Source organism: Psychrobacter sp. 78a-MNA-CIBAN-0178 (genome assembly GCF_040309625.1).
GTDB classification, from domain to species: domain Bacteria; phylum Pseudomonadota; class Gammaproteobacteria; order Pseudomonadales; family Moraxellaceae; genus Psychrobacter; species Psychrobacter okhotskensis.
Genome location: NZ_JBEOOZ010000001.1, coordinates 361,363 through 380,053, shown reverse-complemented (window position 1 = coordinate 380,053; position 18,691 = coordinate 361,363). Strand labels below are relative to the sequence as shown.

13 protein-coding genes are annotated in these 18,691 nt (G+C 42.4%); all 13 read left to right on the top strand.

Annotation, left to right across the window (positions count from 1 at the left end):
* Window positions 1–404: 404 nt before the first annotated feature.
* The 13 genes from AAEY80_RS01595 (at window position 405) to AAEY80_RS01535 (ending at window position 18,690) form a co-directional block, all read left to right on the top strand.
* Window positions 405–1,340, top strand: a complete 936-nt coding sequence (locus AAEY80_RS01595; RefSeq protein WP_101210755.1) for a helix-turn-helix domain-containing protein — start codon at window positions 405–407, stop codon at window positions 1,338–1,340.
* 300 nt (window positions 1,341–1,640) lie between these two features.
* Window positions 1,641–2,720, top strand: a complete 1,080-nt coding sequence (locus AAEY80_RS01590; RefSeq protein ID WP_201617053.1) for a hypothetical protein — start codon at window positions 1,641–1,643, stop codon at window positions 2,718–2,720.
* 142 nt (window positions 2,721–2,862) lie between these two features.
* The gene (gene gspF / locus AAEY80_RS01585) at window positions 2,863–4,065 is read left to right on the top strand and encodes a type II secretion system inner membrane protein GspF (RefSeq protein WP_101210756.1); all 1,203 of its coding nucleotides are present in this window, start codon (window positions 2,863–2,865) and stop codon (window positions 4,063–4,065) included.
* A 499-nt stretch (window positions 4,066–4,564) separates the two neighbouring features.
* Window positions 4,565–5,104 (top strand): type II secretion system major pseudopilin GspG, encoded by a 540-nt coding sequence (gspG, locus tag AAEY80_RS01580; RefSeq protein WP_350587793.1) that lies wholly within the window; start codon window positions 4,565–4,567, stop codon window positions 5,102–5,104.
* 396 nt (window positions 5,105–5,500) lie between these two features.
* The gene (locus tag AAEY80_RS01575) at window positions 5,501–6,070 is read left to right on the top strand and encodes a protein-disulfide reductase DsbD N-terminal domain-containing protein (protein ID WP_025651738.1); all 570 of its coding nucleotides are present in this window, start codon (window positions 5,501–5,503) and stop codon (window positions 6,068–6,070) included.
* Window positions 6,071–6,198: 128 nt separating this feature from the next.
* Window positions 6,199–8,403 carry a cytochrome c biogenesis protein CcdA gene (locus AAEY80_RS01570; protein ID WP_350587792.1) on the top strand — a complete coding sequence of 735 codons (2,205 nt, stop codon included), beginning with the start codon at window positions 6,199–6,201 and terminating at the stop codon, window positions 8,401–8,403.
* 665 nt (window positions 8,404–9,068) lie between these two features.
* Complete coding sequence (locus AAEY80_RS01565) at window positions 9,069–10,505, top strand: phospholipase A (protein ID WP_350587791.1); 1,437 nt, start codon at window positions 9,069–9,071, stop codon at window positions 10,503–10,505.
* A 42-nt stretch (window positions 10,506–10,547) separates the two neighbouring features.
* Complete coding sequence (locus AAEY80_RS01560) at window positions 10,548–11,351, top strand: ComF family protein (protein WP_201566109.1); 804 nt, start codon at window positions 10,548–10,550, stop codon at window positions 11,349–11,351.
* A gap of 295 nt (window positions 11,352–11,646) precedes the next feature.
* Window positions 11,647–12,138 carry a pilus assembly FimT family protein gene (locus tag AAEY80_RS01555; protein ID WP_350587790.1) on the top strand — a complete coding sequence of 164 codons (492 nt, stop codon included), beginning with the start codon at window positions 11,647–11,649 and terminating at the stop codon, window positions 12,136–12,138.
* Window positions 12,135–12,704 carry a type IV pilus modification protein PilV gene (locus AAEY80_RS01550; RefSeq protein ID WP_350587789.1) on the top strand — a complete coding sequence of 190 codons (570 nt, stop codon included), beginning with the start codon at window positions 12,135–12,137 and terminating at the stop codon, window positions 12,702–12,704. The genes AAEY80_RS01555 and AAEY80_RS01550 overlap by 4 nt, the downstream gene beginning before the upstream one ends.
* Window positions 12,704–13,804 carry a prepilin-type N-terminal cleavage/methylation domain-containing protein gene (locus tag AAEY80_RS01545; RefSeq protein ID WP_350587788.1) on the top strand — a complete coding sequence of 367 codons (1,101 nt, stop codon included), beginning with the start codon at window positions 12,704–12,706 and terminating at the stop codon, window positions 13,802–13,804. The genes AAEY80_RS01550 and AAEY80_RS01545 overlap by 1 nt, the downstream gene beginning before the upstream one ends.
* Before the next feature lie 49 nt (window positions 13,805–13,853).
* Window positions 13,854–14,714, top strand: a complete 861-nt coding sequence (locus tag AAEY80_RS01540) for a pilus assembly PilX family protein (RefSeq protein ID WP_350587787.1) — start codon at window positions 13,854–13,856, stop codon at window positions 14,712–14,714.
* A 64-nt stretch (window positions 14,715–14,778) separates the two neighbouring features.
* Window positions 14,779–18,690, top strand: coding sequence for a PilC/PilY family type IV pilus protein (locus tag AAEY80_RS01535; protein WP_350587785.1), 3,912 nt, complete (start codon window positions 14,779–14,781; stop codon window positions 18,688–18,690).
* Window position 18,691: the final 1 nt, after the last annotated feature.

Below are 18,691 nucleotides of genomic sequence, written 5' to 3'. Positions count from 1 at the left end.
AGCGTCGCGTTTTTAGGATATTTTATGAGTACAGTTAGTTTTGATTAGGGCTTAACTTTTATTTAGTTATAACTCCCTACTGCTTTTAGGGTAAAGTACCAATTATTAAGTAAATATAAATCGTTAATTAAGAGTTTCGCATGATAATGTGGGGGTCATTACGAGGATTTAGCTCATTTAGAGTTATTTACAGTCATTAAGCGCTGTCAATGTTGCCAATATTAGCGTTCTTTACAGAGGCTATAAAAAATCGTATTGTTAAAAATTAGCGTTCGATATGTGTTTAGCGTACGTATAACTTTAATCGCAGTCCACAATAAGTGATTTTTCTTGTGTAATATCTCTTAGGTGGTTTATTTTGCAGGGTTAGGTTCAACTGCCATAGATTATTGAGGAAGTTATTGATGGACGCACTGAGTGTATTGCTACAAAATGTGCATTTGTTTGAGACAAAATACTATCGTTTAAATGGTGCTGGTAACTGGTCGTATTCGCTTACCAGAAAAGACACTATTCTGTTTTATTTGGTGATGTCAGGCAGCTTTTGTATCGATGTGGGCAACGGCTTACGAGAGGCACATGCTGGCGACATCATCATGGTTCCCAATGCCTATCAACACGTCAGTTATGCGCTGAATCATCATGGTGATGATGCCAAGCCATTGGATGAGCTGCTCACTAACTGCAAAGATAATACGCTTGATCTCACCAGCAATGGCGATGCGAAGTCGTCTTTGATACTGATTGAGTGCAAATACGACAAAGAGATGGTTCGTCCTTTATTATCGGTATTGCCACCGATATTGCCTGAGATTAATAATGACACCGATGGGCGATTTGAGGTTATTGATGTAGAGATTAAGCTGTTAACCTTAGAGTCTAAGCATGAGCGTATGGGCAAAACGGCGGTGATCAACCATTGGGCGAGTATTATGATGATTGAGTGTTTGCGCGTTTATATCGAAAGCATCCCCGAGGTCACAGACAATTGGCTAAAGGCAATGAAAGATCCGTTTTTGACCAAAGCGCTAGCAGCGATGCACGATGAACCGAGCAAAAACTGGACGATTTTGACGCTTGCGGAAGTCGCTGGAATGTCGCGTTCCAGCTTTGCGCAGCGTTTTAAAGACACCATTGGTATGCCACCATTGACCTATCTAATCGATTATCGCTTGCGCCTAGCAGCCCGTTATTTGCGCTTGCAGCAAAACAGTATCAGCCGTATTAGTGAGCTGGTCGGTTATGCGTCGGACTCGACCTTTAGCCAAGCTTTTAAGCGCGTCTATGGGGTATCGCCAAAAGCCTATCGTCAGCAGTACCAAAGACAGCTATTGGCTTAGTATCTTGCAATGTGTTGATTGTTAAGACAAAGCGTTAAGGTTAACGATTAGACCTTAACGTTTTTTTGTCTTATGCCTACTTGGTTATTCAGTATTGTTGTTCAACAAGCAAACTTAAATGGCGTTATTTGATTGAGGCTATTTTGCTGCGGTACAGCTGACAATGTGTTTAGGTTCAGGTACTATGGAGTCATGAGTTGCCTAAGTGCGACCACTTGTTTTTAGCGCGTTATATTTTACTGTTTGGCATTGATATGTGGCGCGCCAAGCGATGTTTATTTTTGAAGCTGATGGTGTGTTATGACTGAACCGACCGCAAAACCAACGACAAAATCCAATAGCCAACAAGGCATCTCTACGTCTATCGAAAATAATAGCAGTATTAATAAAGACGATGTCGAAAACAATCAGCCTCTGTCAGAAGATAAGCCAAAAAACAGTGAAGAGACTTTGCCTGATAAAGCGGCGCTGCTCGCGTTATTTACCTTACCCGCTTCAGAAGAGGTTAGGAACGACAATGTAGCAATTGAAAATCCAGAGACTGAAAGCACAAGGACAGAAAGCGCAGAGACCGAAAAAAAGGCTGCTAGCGAAACCAATACTGCTGCGCAGCGTGTGGCACTCTATCGCGCCCAGCACGAGCGCACACGACTACTCTATATGGCTTCTACCGCCACGCGTCCCACTTATCTGGTACAAACGCTAAAAGCACAATTCGCCGAATATCAACAATATCTGCTTGCCCAGCAGCTTGATAAGCGCGGTCTAATGGATACTGATGCCATTGAGCGCCTTTGGCAGCAGCTGCATGTGGTCGACGATATTATCGCGGATATCGTGCGTCATATGCCGGCTCAGCAGCCAGCGGGTTGGCAACTGACCACTCAAGATGGTCATAATCCGCTACGTCTCGCGACGGTTGGTAAGCTTAAACATGACAAGCCTATCTTAGATCAAGCCAGTCTCAATAGTTACGTTCTTGGTCACTTTGGGGTCAGTAGTTTTACCTATGATCGCAGTTACTATATTGGCCATGTGGTCGGCTATTTATTCAGTTGTTATTTTTGCGCGCATCTGTCTATTAGCTATAGCGTGACAGCGCTCGGGCAAGAGGTCGTTGCCTATTATGATTATGCCAGTCTTGAGACCCCGCATATGGTGCGTCTGCTACAAGGCTTAGACGGTTATTGTAAAAAGCGCATTTATCAATTGGCAGTTATTTGCGCGCGGCTCAGTGTTTTTGCCAGTGACAAACGTATCGAGAGAATGTTGATCGCTGAAGTGAATGATTTTGATAAAAAATTGCAGCAACAGCATCTCGATGTTTTATTATTGCAAGGGCTAATGCCTGATAGTAATGACTCGACGCCACTCTTTTAAGTTACTTTTCATCTAAGTAGTCCGTTATCTAAGTAATCCGTTATCTAAGTAATCCGTTATCTAAGTAATCCATTATCTAAGAAATTTATTGTTTAAGCACTGATTCAACCCTTTTTTTGACTACCTTAGGATATCCGCTGCTATGCCCGCTTATCATTATAAAGCGCTCGACGACCACGGCGGTGTCCAAAAAGGCTTACTCGAAGGCGATTCTGCACGGCAAGTACGTCAGCAGCTGCGTGATAAGCAGTGGACACCCGTTGAGGTCAGTGCGGTCAATGACCGACAAAGCCAACATAAAAGCCGTTATAAAAAACCGTCGGCTTATGAGTTGGCACTGCTCACGCGTCAATTATCAGTATTACTGGCGGCTGGTATTCCTTTAGAGGAAACGCTGGCTGCCGTTGCCAAACAATCACCGAAAACCCATATTAAATCTCTCATGCTCGCCGTGCGCTCACACGTGTTAGAGGGCCTAAGCCTCGCGCGTGCCTTGCAACAAGCGGCCAGTTTTCCACCGCTATATATTGCTACCATTGCAGCGGGGGAGAAGTCAGGCCATTTGGATTTGATCCTGAATCAGTTGGCTGATTACACCGAAAACCGCTTTGCACTACAAAAGAAAATCCAAGGGGCGATGGTCTATCCGATTGTACTGATGGTCATGGCGGTCGGGGTCATCATGGGCTTGATGAGCTTCGTCGTGCCTAAAATTGTCAAAGTATTTGAGCAGTCAGAGCAGGCGCTACCGCTGATTACCCAAATTGTACTTAGCCTATCGAACCTCATTACCCAGTGGTGGTGGCTCATGCTGCTAGTATTATCAGGAACGGCTTTCTTATTTTATCGCTTTGCCCAGACGCAAGCAGGTAAGCTGACGATAGATAGTATCGTGCTAAGACTGCCGATATTGGCGCGGCTATCGAAGGGGCTTAATGCCGCGCGTTTTGCCAGTACCCTTGCGATATTGGTGCGCTCAGGCGTACCACTGATTGAGGCGCTGCATATTGGCGCAGCCGTTGCGACCAACTTACATATTCAAAAAACTATTATCACTGCTGCCGATAGGGTGACAGAAGGCTCAAGCTTATCCAGTCAATTAGAAAAATCCTCATACTTTCCGCCGATGATGGTACAGATGATCAAAAGTGGCGAGAACTCAGGCGAGCTTGAAAATATGCTCAGCCGTGCGGCCAACATGCAAGAAGCGGAAGCCACCAACTTTATCAGTACCTTGCTATCATTACTTGAGCCTTTGATGTTGGTTTTCATGGGCGTTATAGTGATGATTATTGTTATGGCAGTCATGCTACCGATTGTGAACATGAATGATTTAGCAGGTTAGCAATTATTGGCTACTTTTATAATATTTCTTTCCATCTCTTCACTTTAAGAATCTATACGCTTTCTTATTTTTATTGCTCCTTTCATTGTCTTGTTCATTGCCTTTTCTATTGTTCAAAGCCACTTGATTTTAACCATGCTTTTGCCATCGTGGCAATATTTCTATTTCACCTATCTTGCTAAACTCTGCGTTAGCTTTCTTAAGATTTACTTACTGTTGTATATTGTTGACTCGGCCTTATTTTTACTGTGGTAAAGCCAAGCAGTACGCTATAGTAAATTTTGAAAGATTATTGTATTTCTCAATCCCTCATGCCATTTAAGCTTTGCCTTCGTTTTTTACTTTAAATTAGTAGTCCCAATACCGACAATCTGATTGCAGCGCTGGATAAAAATAAAATCATAGTCTATAGTGAGAATCGTCTCAAGACTAAGCAATACGACTTGACGGCTATTTTACGGTTTATACTATCTTGATACTAAAAGCGATGATAAAAGCGATGACTATGATTGACAATATTCAAATAAAGACAATGCCACAACCTGCGAAAAGCCAAGCCAATAATTATTCAGATACAATTAATGATAAGACGCCATTGTCGGAGCAGCGCCGTCCGTCAAAGGCGTATCAGCAGTCAGGGTTCACCCTTATTGAAATCATGGTCGTCATTGTAATCTTGGCGATTTTGGCTGGTTTGGTGGTGCCAAAAGTGGTCGGGCAAAGTGATAAAGCCCGCGTTAAAACCACTGAGACCGCATTAGCGACCGTCTCAAATGCTTTGGATATGTATAAGGTGGATAACTCGCGCTATCCGACCACCGCGCAAGGTCTAGATGCTCTTACTACTCCGCCTGCCGATGCCAAAAACTATCCTGACGGTGGCTATATTAAAGGTGGCTATCCGACCGATGGTTGGGAAAACGAGATGCAATATGCCGCACCCGGTAACGAAGGTCGCCCTTATGACTTGTTTTCGTTAGGGGCAGACGGTCAGCAGGGCGGCGAAGGTCAAGATGCGGATATTTATGCCAAGCTATAGAATCATTTGACGCTATTAATGAGTGCTGCATATCAATCAATAAGGTGTTATTGGTTGATATTTTTTATTCATAGAGCAGATGCTTTGTTCTACAGTCAAAATATCCTAAAAACGCGACGGTATTGCTGATATCAATTTTTTGTAGGCTTTGTCTGCGCAGGCACAGCAAGCAATATTGATGTCAGCAGTGAGTGATGTATTGATATTACTTTTCACTCGATATAGGTGCGTCTCTACATTTAGCTTTAAGAGCATTAATCGTAGCGTTAGGTGTTTGGCATATAATGAGCACACTATTAGGGTTTGTTGAACATTCAAATGTGGCACTGGCAGTCCTAATATTTGAATGTTCAACAGACCCCAAACATCGACAGTTGTAATCAAAGGTAGCCACTCATGATCATTTTTAAGCCAGCCACTACAGTAGTAGCAAGCAAAGCCAGTGCAAAAAAGTCTTACTTATTGTCTTTTGTTTTAGCGGCTAGTACGCTATTCACGGGCCTAATGGCGACTTCAGTGACGGCGCAAGCGGCTAGTTTGAGTGATTTATTTGGCAATCAAAACAGTGCTGCGAAGTCGAAGTTTCTGCCAGTCGATCAGGCCTTTCAAGTCGTCAGTAGCGGCAAAGCAACCAGCAACGGTACGCGCCTATCGATCGCTTTTGAGATTACGCCCGGTCATTATGTCTATAAAGACAAGCTTACCTTGAATTTTCCTAAGGGCGTGAGCGCGACACCATTTACCTTTAGTCAATCGCCCGTCTCAATTGATGATCCTACTTTTGGTAAGGTACCTGTATTTACCCAAAAAAACGTAGTGGCGACTACTACGTTGACCACTAATAACGGTAAAGGTGCCAAGAATGTACCAGTGATTATTGGTTGGCAAGGCTGCGCTAAAGCTGGCTTGTGCTATCCACCAGAAAAAATTAAAACCACGGTTAATATCGCTACGCCACGTAAATAGCATTTAACGCTAGGGCGTGTCGTCAATTAGTCTATGTGTTCATTGATGATGCGCCTTAGTTGAGTAGTTAAGCCGCTTACTCAAAAAGCCAGTCTGCCCCAACATTCGCTATAAAAAGGTAGTTCTTAATGTCTAAAAAGACGTCAACAACAGAATCATCATCAACGTCTGCCGCCAAAACGTCTGCCGCCAAAAACCATCTATTGGCATTTGCTATCGCTAGTGGCTCGCTGCTTGCTGGTATGACAGCGACCTCGATGACGGTACAAGCGGCTGGGCTTAGCGACCTTTTTAGTAGCGATAAAAGTGCTGCCCAGTCGAAGTTTTTGCCGGTTGATCAAGCCTTTCAAGTCACTAGCAGCAGTAAAGGCACAACATCAGGCACGCGCTTAGCGATTAACTTTGATATTACGCCTGAGCATTATGTTTATAAAGATCAAATCAAGCTAACTTTACCGGCTGGCGTGAGTGCCGCACCATTCAAATTTAGCCAATCGCCGGTTGCAATTGACGATCCTACCTACGGCAAAGTAGCTGTCTTTGACCAAGCCAATATGGTCGCGACGACGATATTAACCAGCAGTAATGGTCAGAGTGTCAGTGACGCCGCTGTGACGATTGGCTGGCAGGGCTGTGCTAAAGCCGGTCTATGTTATCCGCCTGAAAAGATTAAAACGACCGTTAATATTGTGGCCTTACAACAGTCCGCTGCCGGTACTGCTAAGAACGCTAATAATCCAGCCAGCCAAAATAATAGCAAGGCTGCCATTGCAAGCACATTGCCCGTAACAACTCAGGCAAATAAGGCGAATGCTCTACCCTTTGAAGCCGAGCGGTCGCTGGTAGATGACGAGGTTATTGACTATGCCTTGATGGATGAAGGTGCTTTAGACAGCGAAATCACAGCTAGTAACACCCTCTCTGGCGCGGATACCAGCATCGTAGGCGGGATAGCCAGTAACAATGGAGCGCTCGATAATAACAATAACAATGTCACTAATATTGACAGCAAAAACGTGGTTGCCAATAGCTTGGAAGAAAGCGATCCCTTTGGTTTGTCGACCCATCCTTGGTTGGCATTAGGCTTGTTATTTTTAGCAGGGTTGGGCTTGGCATTGACGCCTTGCGTATTACCGATGCTGCCCATTGTTGCTAACATCGTCGCTCGTCAGAAAAACCCAACGGTCAAAAAAGGCGTAATCTTAACCACCAGTTATGCGATAGGCGTGTCTATTGCTTACGGTATTTTGGGCGCAGTGATTGCCGTCTTTGGCGAGTCACTAGGTATCATCGGCTGGCTACAAAACCCTATTATCTTAATCAGCTTCGCGATTGTATTTGTCCTGCTGGCGCTATATATGCTCGGCGTTTTTACGATTCGTTTACCGCGCACCATTACCAGTAAGATGCAAGGCTTGAGCCAAGCCGGTGATAGTAAGTTGGGCAGTACGGGCGGCAGCTTGGTGGCTGGTTTCTTATCAGCCTTGGTGGTATCGCCTTGTGTGTCTGCACCATTATTTGGGGCGTTACTAGCGGTCTCGACCATCGGTAGCCCACTGTTAGGGTTCGCTGCGTTATTTATGCTGGGCTTTGGTCTGTCGGCACCGCTTATCTTAATTGGCGCGACGCAGGGCAAAATCATGCCAAAAGCTGGTGAGTGGATGAATTGGGTTAAGCTAGGTTTTGCCTTATTATTATTCGCTGTGGCGCTATTATTGATTGAGCGCGTCTTCATCTCACCAGTGATGCTACTGGTTTGGGCGTTATGGTTTATGGTCGTGGCGACATGGGCGTGGAGCTGGATGGGTAAGGGTCTTATGCTGACCCAAGCATTGGCTTTGATTGCGGGTATTTGGGCGACGACGCTGGTTATCGGGGCAGCATTGGGAAATGATGACAGCCTACACCCTTTGGCTTCATTAAGCTCACCTATGATGGGGCAAACGACAAGTCAGACGACAGGAGTGAATAACGCCAGTCGTAATGCTAATGATGTACGCATTACTACTCTTGCAGAGCTAGATGTAATTACTGCGGCTAACCCCAAAGTCATTGTCGATGTCACCGCTGAATGGTGTATTGAGTGCCGCATTATGGATAAAAACCTATTCCACAATCGTCCTATGCAAATGCAAGATTGGCAATTGGTGCGCTTAGATATCACGGAAACTACGGATGATTCAAAAGCTATCTTGGCGCGTTATCAATTGTTTGGTCCGCCGACGCTGTTGTATTATCAAAACGGTCAATTGGTAAATAAGCAGGTCGGTGAAATCGGTCGCCAAGAGTTTGAGCAAACATTAACGGAGTTGAATAATACCAACTCACTCTAACGCCCTAGTCAAAATATCCTAAAAACGCGACGCGGCTGCTGATATCCATTTTTTGTCGCCTCTGTCTGCGCAGGCACAGCAAGCAAAAAAATGGATATCAGTTGTGCGTGATGGTTCGATATTATTTTTCACTGACTATATAACTAAAAACAAGCGAAAAGCCAGCATCTCCCTCGGCCTAACCGGTTGAGAAGGAGGCTGGCTTTTTTATCGCTTATAATCCGGTTTCTTATGACTAATAATTGGTGTTTCTCTTGAATAAATAACGGATAGCAAAGCACACTTGCACGAACAAAGAGCGCGTTGCTATATGTCTGAATCGGTAGGGGAGTGACAGACAATACGCTGAGCAATGACAGCGTGAATGATTTAGTAGCAGCAAGAATATAATTATAGCTGTTAAGGTGTTATTAATTGAGCATGGACTAGATTAAGTTCTGATAACGCTAGTATAATGATGATAATTTTATTACAATAACGCAACAATGTTGAAGTAACAACGCTATGACCAATTGCTACCAACATTTGGTTATGAGCCACACGCCCTAATAATTTTCAATCAAATGATTGATATCATTGACTACCAATTTTAGCTTACCTGTTATTGATGCCATCTGCATTAGATAATCTACCGGCATCAATGCCAATTACGACAAAGGACACTTATGTTTGCTCCTCTTACACCCCAGCATCAGACTCGACGCACCATGGCTTTAGGGTTTGGTTCAAAGACACCGCTGAGCATCGCTATGGGTATCGCTTTAAGTTGTACGGCTCTGCAAGTACAAGCGGCGAATGACGGTCAGGTTTATAATGAGATACCTGTAGCGGACGCTGCAGTTGAGTATGAAAACGACAATGCTCAGCAAGTGGTTTCTGAGCGTTTAAAAACCCCTAATAAACTGCTTGATCGCAGTAAGCTGTCGGATAAGGACTTCGTCGCCAAGCAGGCGGGATTGTTTTTTGAATGTACGCAAGTACAGACCAGTGCTGCCCGTCTTGCTTGCTTCGATAAGGTTGCTGAGCAAGGCGAAACGCCGAGCTACATAAATACCAAACAACCGCTAGATTTGGCAAAAACATTTAAAACGACTATTTCCGGTAATCCGCAAGTTGTCTTTGCTGAAGAGAATACCACCAGCATTGTACAGACCAACAAGACAGATACTGGTCTACTGACCAATCAATCCGATTCTACTGAGAGTTTAGATACGGTTGGCTTGACGCAAAGAGAAGCAAAAGTCTTAGAAAACATTGGTGTCACGCAAAGCGATATTGAAAAATATACGCCGCTAAGCTTAGCCTATGACCTTGATAAAAACAGCGAACGTGGTACTTGGACGGTCAGACCGTACCGACCAACCTACGTGTTGCCGCTATTTTATACCTTTGATCCCAACTTAAACCCAGGGACGCCGTCTCAAGAAACAGAGTCTTACTCTTCGAATGACATACGCGAGACCGAGCTGAAGTTTCAGTTGTCTTTGAAGACGAAAGTGGCTCAAGATTTATTTGATACCAGTGCAGATTTATGGTTTGGTTATACCCAAGAGTCGCACTGGCAGGTCTATAATGAGGATAACTCACGAGAATTCCGCGCCACTGATTATCAGCCTGAAATATTTTTGACCCAACCTGTGACAGCAGACTTGCCCTTTGGTGGTCGTTTACGCATGTTGGGTGTAGGCGCTATTCACCATTCTAATGGGCAAGGAGATCCGTTATCACGCTCATGGAACCGTGCTTATCTGATGGCAGGTGCAGAATGGGGCAAGCTATCCGTCATCCCGCGTTTATGGGCGCGTGTGAATAATGAAGATGACAGTAGTGAAGACAATCCAGATATCGAAGATTATATGGGCTATGGCGATGTCAAATTTTTATATGATTTGGCCAATCAGCAGAGCCTAAGCGGTACCTTACGTTATAACCCAAGCACCAATAAAGGGGCCGCACAAATCGACTATACCTATCCATTATCAGAAAACGTCAATGGCTTTGTGCAGCTATTCCAAGGTTATGGCGAGTCTATCATCGATTATAATCATGAAAATACCTCGATTGGTTTTGGTATCGTGCTTAACGATTGGAAGGGTTTTTAGTATTAATATTCATCCTAACCATAAAGCATGCAGCGCCAAAGCATGCAGCACCTAGCCCCTTATCAAACCGGACTATGGCTGGCAGAGTATCTAAGTATACGCTGCCAGTTATGCCGCGTTAATCGTAGCACCTCACAGCACTCATCAAACATACTCAATCCTGTATCTGACTCCTTACCGAACAATCCTTCGAACCTTACCAATCTGCGTCGTTTTTTTGATAAACGACTAAATCATGGTCTGCTCTGTTCGCATTGTCATCATAGTATAGGCTGGTTGCCCAAGCCCTTTCAGGTCGACATCGCGGCTGCTAGTACGCTCTCTATCCAAGCAGCGACTTATTATGATTACCCGATGCGCCAAGCGATTCGTGCGTTTAAGCATTCTGAGGACATGACCAAGCTGCCCTTATTGCTACACGCTCTGCGTCAATTGCCACGCCCGCACGGTTGTCATCATGATAACAGTGTGATTGTCGCCATGCCGACCACCGCTCAACGACTGATCAAACGTGGCTTTGATCCCGTTAGTATTTTATCAGCGCACTTATCTAAGCATTGGCAGATACCATTGTGGCATGGGGTGCAACGTATTGATAACACCATCAGTCAGCAAGGACTGAGCCGTGCTGAACGCTTGAATAATTTGGACAATGCCTTTGCCTTAATCGAAAAGCCACCGGTCAAGCGCTTAATTTTATTCGATGATGTCGCCACCACTGGTGCCAGTCTGCAAGCGTTAGGCCGTGCATTTCACGACTCAACTGCTGTTGCAGGTGTAAACCCATCACAAACGCCTAACCCTTACCAGGTTTTTGCGTATGCATTAGCGCACGGTAACCAGTGATAGATTATCACTAATCTATTGGTGTCTACTATTATGTTGCTAATGTGTTACCTTACCGCTATATTATGAATATACCTTAGCTAAATTTGTTATTTCTCTATAATTTTCGATATAACCGTTACTACAACACCATTTATCAATTTAAATGGAATAAAAATTGCAGTGCAATATTGTATAGAAGTCTTATAGATAATTAAAAAATGAGGCGAGCTATACCGGCTTCATTACTATAAAAATTAGGTATTTATTGCCTTTAAGAAATTAGAGCTGCACACAGCCATAAATAGGATTTGATGTGAACGCATCTGCGAAAAATATACCTTACCAATTGCGAATGAACAGCTCAGGATTCACCCTGATTGAGCTGATGGTAACGATTGCTGTGCTTGCCATTATTGTTAGTATCGCTGCACCTAATATTAGTACTCAGCTGGCCAACCAGCGTGTCAAATCAACTACAGCTACTCTTGCTAATGCGTTAAAAGAAGCAAAGGTTGAAAGTATACTCCGTCGTCAACCATTAACGTTGAGCTTCGATAATACTAAAAAAACTATCAAGATTGATCATATGGTTTTAGGCGTGGTAAAAACTAATATAGCAAGTTATAAATATGATGCTAAAAGCACAATTAAACCAAATGCCACTAGTACTAAGTTCAGCCCAAATAAAACTGCGAATGCTACTGTATATAGTATATGCGATAGCAATAACGCTGCTACTCCTTTAAAAGTAACGGTTAGTGCTATAGCAGCTATTAGCGTTAAGTCGGAAGGAACTTGCACATGAATATTATTAGTAAGCAAATTGGCATTGGATTGGTGGAGGTGATGGTAGCTTTACTTCTACTAGCCGTAGCAGTGTTGGGCTTCAGTGCATTGAATATGGTATCAGTGAAAGCTACAGATGATAGTGTATTAATTGCCAATGCTAATACGGTGATGCGTGGACTATCTGAAGACTTGAGACTAAATCCTAAGAATATACCAGGTTATCAGAAGGAGATACAGAGTGTTTTAGGGAATGTCTCTGACACAAAAGATTATTGTGCTGCGGTCACAGACTATAAAACTAGTAGTGTGACGAAGAACTGTGATAGCGATTCATGTACTGCAGAAGAATTAGTAAAATATAATAGTTGGAGCGCTATGCAACAAGCTTGTAATAATGGCATATTGGTTAATATGGTTACCTGTCCAGGCACTGCGGATAAACAACTACGCCAATGTATTATTGCTTCATGGAATGGCACAAAACCAATTTTTGCTGCTAATTCGCAAAGTAATAAAGCTTGTGCCGACACTTCTGGTATATACCATGCCGGTTCTGACTGTGTGATTATGGAGTCCTACTAATGCTGCTTAATCGTACTCAAAAAGGTTTTTCTTTAATTGAACTGATGATATCCCTTACATTAGGTCTTCTGATCTCGGCAGCGGTTATGCAGGTTTATCTCACAAGTATCAAAACCAGTAGCGTGCAGTCCGGTGGTACAGATATATTAGAAGCGAGTATTTTTGGTATTCAAAATATTGAGAAAAGTATCAGGCTTAGTAATTTAGGTATGGCGGATTCTAATAACCCTTTCACTCCTTTAGCTGGTGTGGTTATGACCAGTGATACCAGTCTAGTTAGTGCCTCCCAAACAGATAAATCTAAAAACAATATGAATGGCATTAAAATGGGTGGAACCGTAACAAGCGCTGGTACAGATGCCATCGATGCTAAATATCTAACAAAAAGCGGAATAGCGGCAAGTAATATTACTGGTCTGACAAGCTCACAATTGACTATTCAATATGAAGCACCGCAGGATATGTATGATTGCGAAGGTACTTTAGTTCGAGGGCCTATAGAAATAGAACGCGATGGTCGTTTAGAGCTTATACCGGGACAGGTTATCGTTCAAAGGTATTTTTTAAGAGAAGTAGCTCAGAATGACAAATCTAATTATGAATCTAATATAAAAAGCTATGAGCTACGTTGTGATGCTGGACGATATGTAAAAGAGATTTTAAATTCAGCAGAGCTTGATTTACAAAAAATTAATGATAGTACTATATTAAAAGAGAGTCGAAATATTAGAGATTTTGGTGACATAGGAGAAGTGGTTATTCCGAGAGTGGATTATTTTGGGGTGTTATTAGGGGTAGAAGTTGTAGAACCACTAACTTCTTCCGTGACTCTGAGGTATTTTACTCCTGAGCAGTACATGAGCTATTTAAAGGGTTTAGCGACTGATTCTACTATCACAACTGATATTATATCCGTAAAACTCTCTGCTCTAGTACGTGCTGACCGTCCATTAACGGGAGAGACAGGAGCGTCTAGATTTATCATATTTGGAGAGCCAAAGACTTTGTCAGCAGATACCTCTAAAGCTTTTATTCGTAGGGTATACGAGTCAAATATAATGTTAAGAAACTCAAGAGCAATCAAAGAGAGCTCTATATAAGCTATCTAATAAGTTAAGCGTATATGCTGACTGCAAGAGGATAAATGAGATGCGTAAAAAATCACAGGAAGGCGTTACTCTTATAGTCGTGCTACTTTTCTTAATGCTGATTACTTTGGTAGGTGTTATCGCAGTTAAAAGAAGTACAACGGACCTAAAAGTCGCCACTGCCGATCAAATAGATACGTTTCTATTAAACTCATCAGATAGTGGTAATAAGCGTATAGAGAAAATTTTTGATAATGACGAAGATCAAGATTATAAAGATGCGGTTATTAAAGGCAGTGGGATGTTTGGCTACTATCTTTCTGAAGCAGGGAGCGCAAATCGTAACGATCAGTATATTTTCTGCTATAACCCACGACAGGGTAGTTTTGCCAAATTAAATCAAGCCAGTATTGTAAAGCCAAATGGGAGTACGGTATTGACAACAGGCAACGGTTACTGCGACATATCTAAGGCAGATAGCTATGCTAGCGCCCGCAGTAATGTTGTTACGCAGATTAATATTACTCGTCCATCAAAAGCGGTAGTAGGACAAGGGAATTTTAAATCAGTAACACAAGGCTCGGGCATACAGGCAAATGAGCCTAGCAACGAGTCTGCTGTTTTTAATATTCATTCTACCTCGATCCTGCCCAGTCTATCGAACGCTAATAAACAAGCAATAAATGATTGTTTAAAAAAGCCTATTGCTCCTAATGATGGAACCACTAAGTCTTTGGATGAGTGCATGAAAGATGCGGGTATCCCTAGCAAGACGTTGGTACAGCAAGCCTATGTCAAAAATGTCGTTAAAAATACTGTCTGTTATGGCTTTGGTGTAGGAGACGGTAAAATAGATGAAGATTGTCAGAAACTGGTTGGCATTGATGTCAATGGTAACCGTAAGACAGCCGCTAACAATTAATTGATAGATAAACAAGGCCTCCATTAGTCCTTTTAACAGTTGTAGTTAAATAAGAGTACTCATCATGATTTTAAAAAAGCTCATACCTAATCAGTTACGATATTCTAAGCTTAGCCAGACTGTTAAGCCTTTATGCTATGCCGTTGCACTCTCTATGGTGGCTTTACCCGTTAATGCGGGTAGGAACGATCTGGGTGATTTGGAAATATATAAAGCAGCAGAATCAGGTGGTGCTGTACTAACGCTAATGCTCGATACTTCGGGATCTATGAGTACGAAAGATTTTAGGGGTGGTGATTCTCGACTGACCATATTACAAAAGGCTTTGACGGATTTATTATCAAAAAAAGATGCGTCCGGTAATTATACCTTATCAAGTAATAATATCATCGGTCTGGGTCAATACTCTGTGGACAAAGACGGTGATGGATGGGTTGATGGCAAAGCAGGTAGTATCTTAGTACCAGCACGTAAGCTTGACGAAGTACAACGTACTAAACTTATTGCTACTCTAACAGCTTTTAGCGCAAGTGGTAATACACCAGCCGCCAATGCTTATGCTGAAGCAGGTGCGTATATGATGGGTACAACAACAGTATCGGCAACGAACCAAACGGCATTTAAAGTTCTTGGAAGAATAACCAAAAATAGTAGTGGAAACTTTGTTTTAGAAAAGTGTGTCAATAATGCTGCGACTGCTAGTACTTTGACCTCTCAAAGCACCACGAAAACTATTCAAATATTAGACTGTAAACCCGGTAGGTATAATCAGCTAGCTATTGGACTAACTAATAGTCTAACTGGTAATGATGAGATAGCTAAAAACGTACTAGTAGGAGTAGATGACTTTTGGACAGAAAACTCAAACACACGTTACTATCTTAAAAAAAATCAGAAAGTGTTAAATGATACTGATCAAAGTGGTTACACGACTTCAGTTGAAGACGCTAAAGATCAGAACAATGATTACCTGACTTATAACGCACCAGTTTCTGATTCACAGTGTAGCGGCTACGGTATTTACTTTTTGACAGATGGTGTACCTAACGGATCGTCTAATTCCACTGCTTCTGGTTTGATGAACTTAAGTCTCGAAGGAAATGGAAGCGCTTTGAGTCTGGACGGTACTTGTTCTGGTGGTCTAAGCAAGATTAATAATAGCACTGGCTGGGCATGTATGGGTGAGTACTCTAAAAAACTGCGAGACGTCACCAATCCTTCCAAACGCTCAATACTAACCGCCACTGTTGGGTTTGGTAAAGAATTTGCTGGTATTAAGACTTCGGTAGATGGCGCTGGTAAGACGGTATATCATTGTGATGAGTCAGCATCATCATCATATAAACCTTCTCAAGATGCTAAAAACCTGTGTGAGTTAGGTAGTGAGGCCTATGGTGGCGGTGGTTTTTACTACACGACAGATGCAGATAGCCTTGCAGCCAGCGTGACAAGCTTCACTGCTAAACTAACTCAGGTTATTGAAACTGCCCCTTCAGGCACCATTACGATTCCCAATGATCCATTAAGTTCTACCAATTTGCAGCCATTTGCTTATTTACCTATGCTCGAGCCAAAAGTAGCTGGTTCTCAGTATGTATGGCCTGGAAATTTAAAGAAATACAATGTCTATCAAGGTACGCTATATGGTAAATCTACTTTCCCATTTAGTGAGTCTAGTAGATTATATGTAGATGATGATGGTGATGATTTTCCAGATGATTTAAGTAAGAGCACTCAAGATCTGTGGAGCACCATAGACTATAAAAATGATAAAGGTGAAAGTGCGAATAATTCGATCTATGCAGGTGGCGCTTATGCACGTTTAAAGGCGCCGACTGCCGGAGCTAATGCTAATACTACCCGTAATGTGTATGTTGAGAGTGGAACTGGTAGCAATACCAAGCTAGTAAATATTAAAGTGACAAATGGTACTGTGATTGGGTTTGATCAGTTAGATACAGATTATGGAGTAGCAGAAAAGTTGTATCTACTATCCTTTTTGGGATACAGCGTGTCCACAGATGCTGCAGCAACTATTGCTGCTTTAAATACAGCCGCCAAACAAACAACAGCATTTAATGACATAGTAAAAAATCCACCAACTCAAGAGGTGAAGGTATTAGGAGGCGTAGTACACTCTAAACCAAAGCAAGTATCCTACGGTGCAGACTTTACAACTGATGGTGAGATATCTAACGATGAAAAAGATCGTGATGACTATATTATGTTTGGCTCTATGGACGGAGCACTACATTTAGTATCATCAGAAAAAGGCGAAGAAACATTTGCCTTTATTCCTAAAACTATTATCAAACAGCAATTAAAAGCGCTAAAAGCAGACAGTGAAGGCGCTGTAGGTAGAACTGTATTCGGCGTTGACGCACCATGGACGAGTAGTTCAGTACTAGAATATGACTTTTCAGGAACGCCCAAAAAAGTAAAGGCGACGTCAGTAAAAGCATATGGTGGCCTAAGAATGGGCGGTAAAGGCGTATACGGCTTGGATCTAACTACAAAAGATAAACCAACCTTCTTATTCTCTAAAAATACGACTGATGCTGGATTTTCTCGTTTAGGACAAGTTTGGAGTGAACCTACAGTCGCAAAAATTAGAATGAAGAAAGGAACAAAATACGAGTCTAAAGATGTGATTATCGTTGCTGGTGGTTATGATACTTGCTATGAGAATCCAAGTTTCAAATTACAAACTAGTGGTGACAATACAAGTTGCGATAAAAAAACGCAGGCAGAAGGTAATGCGGTTTATATATTAGATGCTAGTGATGGTAGTATTATCTCGTCTATATCTGGTAGCGATAGTGGTACAAACCACACTAAAGTGACGAGCATGAATCATAGTGTGGTAGGTGGAATTACTGCTTTGGATCGGGATGATGATGGCAATATTGACCACCTCTATTATGCTGATTTGGGTGGTAGTGTTTATCGCGTGGATCTGAATGCAGGTGCGGCAAATGCTAATCTAGTTAAACGAGTTGTTAGAGTGCTTAAGGCCAGCTCGGATGACCAGACAGTACCGTATCGATTCTATGAAAGACCTATAGTCAGTTTCTATACTAGCCCTTACCAGGAAATATTTGCGTCGGTAACTGTTGCATCAGGAGATCGCAGTACGCCGCTTTCTATGCTGAGAGATACTGATAACCCTAACTATTTATTTAATCTTTTTGATTATGATATCGCTCAACCTAGTATTTTTAGCTATACAGCTGATAGTTTGACGACTACAGATAAAACAATTGATGATTTAGTTAACCTACCATTTAATGAAAATGATGCTTTGAAAGATATAACTAATCGTAAAACGCTGTTACAGACGATAGCGAAAGGAGCCTATGACGATGATGAGAAACGTTATATCTACGATTATGCAGGCTGGCGTTATCCACTAACCTATTTTGATGGGTATAGCGGTGTAGAGGGAGTAAAGTCTGTAGGAGAACCTTTAGCATATGGCAATAGATTATATACAACTGTCTATAGTCCAGAGATGGTTTATGATGAATCTGATAACTGTTCTGCTAGAGTAGTAGGTGGCTCAGAAAGACAAACATACTGTATGCCTTATGGAATATGTGAGGATACTGAGTCACTTGACGGAACGGCAGGGTATACTCGCGCTGGTAAAGGAATACAAGAACTGACATTAGGTGCTTATAGTAAAGACCAGCGTAATGTCAAAATGCTCATTGGCCCTCAATCATTGGCCGATCAAGTTAAAATTGCTAATCGAAATAACAATAATGTTGGTTCAGGGGGATTAAACCAAACCGATGAGGCTGGCTTGCAAGTAACGAATAATACAATAGTAAATGATGGTACAACTGGTAGTGGTGGTAAGTCTGATAGCGTAGTCGCGACCAATGGCAAAGCGACAAGTGATAGTCCTCTAGGGTATGAGAAGTACAAGTTTATACCGAAGAGATGGTATGAGATGTACGAAAAGGATAAGTAAC

Coding starts and splice junctions, on each gene's coding strand:
- AAEY80_RS01550 (WP_350587789.1), top strand. CDS start 12,135: ATGAATATTATTAGTAAGCAAATTGGCATTGGATTGGTGGAGGTGATG.
- AAEY80_RS01535 (WP_350587785.1), top strand. CDS start 14,779: ATGATTTTAAAAAAGCTCATACCTAATCAGTTACGATATTCTAAGCTT.
- gspF (WP_101210756.1), top strand. CDS start 2,863: ATGCCCGCTTATCATTATAAAGCGCTCGACGACCACGGCGGTGTCCAA.
- gspG (WP_350587793.1), top strand. CDS start 4,565: ATGACTATGATTGACAATATTCAAATAAAGACAATGCCACAACCTGCG.
- AAEY80_RS01570 (WP_350587792.1), top strand. CDS start 6,199: ATGTCTAAAAAGACGTCAACAACAGAATCATCATCAACGTCTGCCGCC.
- AAEY80_RS01565 (WP_350587791.1), top strand. CDS start 9,069: ATGTTTGCTCCTCTTACACCCCAGCATCAGACTCGACGCACCATGGCT.
- AAEY80_RS01595 (WP_101210755.1), top strand. CDS start 405: ATGGACGCACTGAGTGTATTGCTACAAAATGTGCATTTGTTTGAGACA.
- AAEY80_RS01590 (WP_201617053.1), top strand. CDS start 1,641: ATGACTGAACCGACCGCAAAACCAACGACAAAATCCAATAGCCAACAA.
- AAEY80_RS01575 (WP_025651738.1), top strand. CDS start 5,501: ATGATCATTTTTAAGCCAGCCACTACAGTAGTAGCAAGCAAAGCCAGT.
- AAEY80_RS01540 (WP_350587787.1), top strand. CDS start 13,854: ATGCGTAAAAAATCACAGGAAGGCGTTACTCTTATAGTCGTGCTACTT.
- AAEY80_RS01545 (WP_350587788.1), top strand. CDS start 12,704: ATGCTGCTTAATCGTACTCAAAAAGGTTTTTCTTTAATTGAACTGATG.
- AAEY80_RS01560 (WP_201566109.1), top strand. CDS start 10,548: ATGCAGCACCTAGCCCCTTATCAAACCGGACTATGGCTGGCAGAGTAT.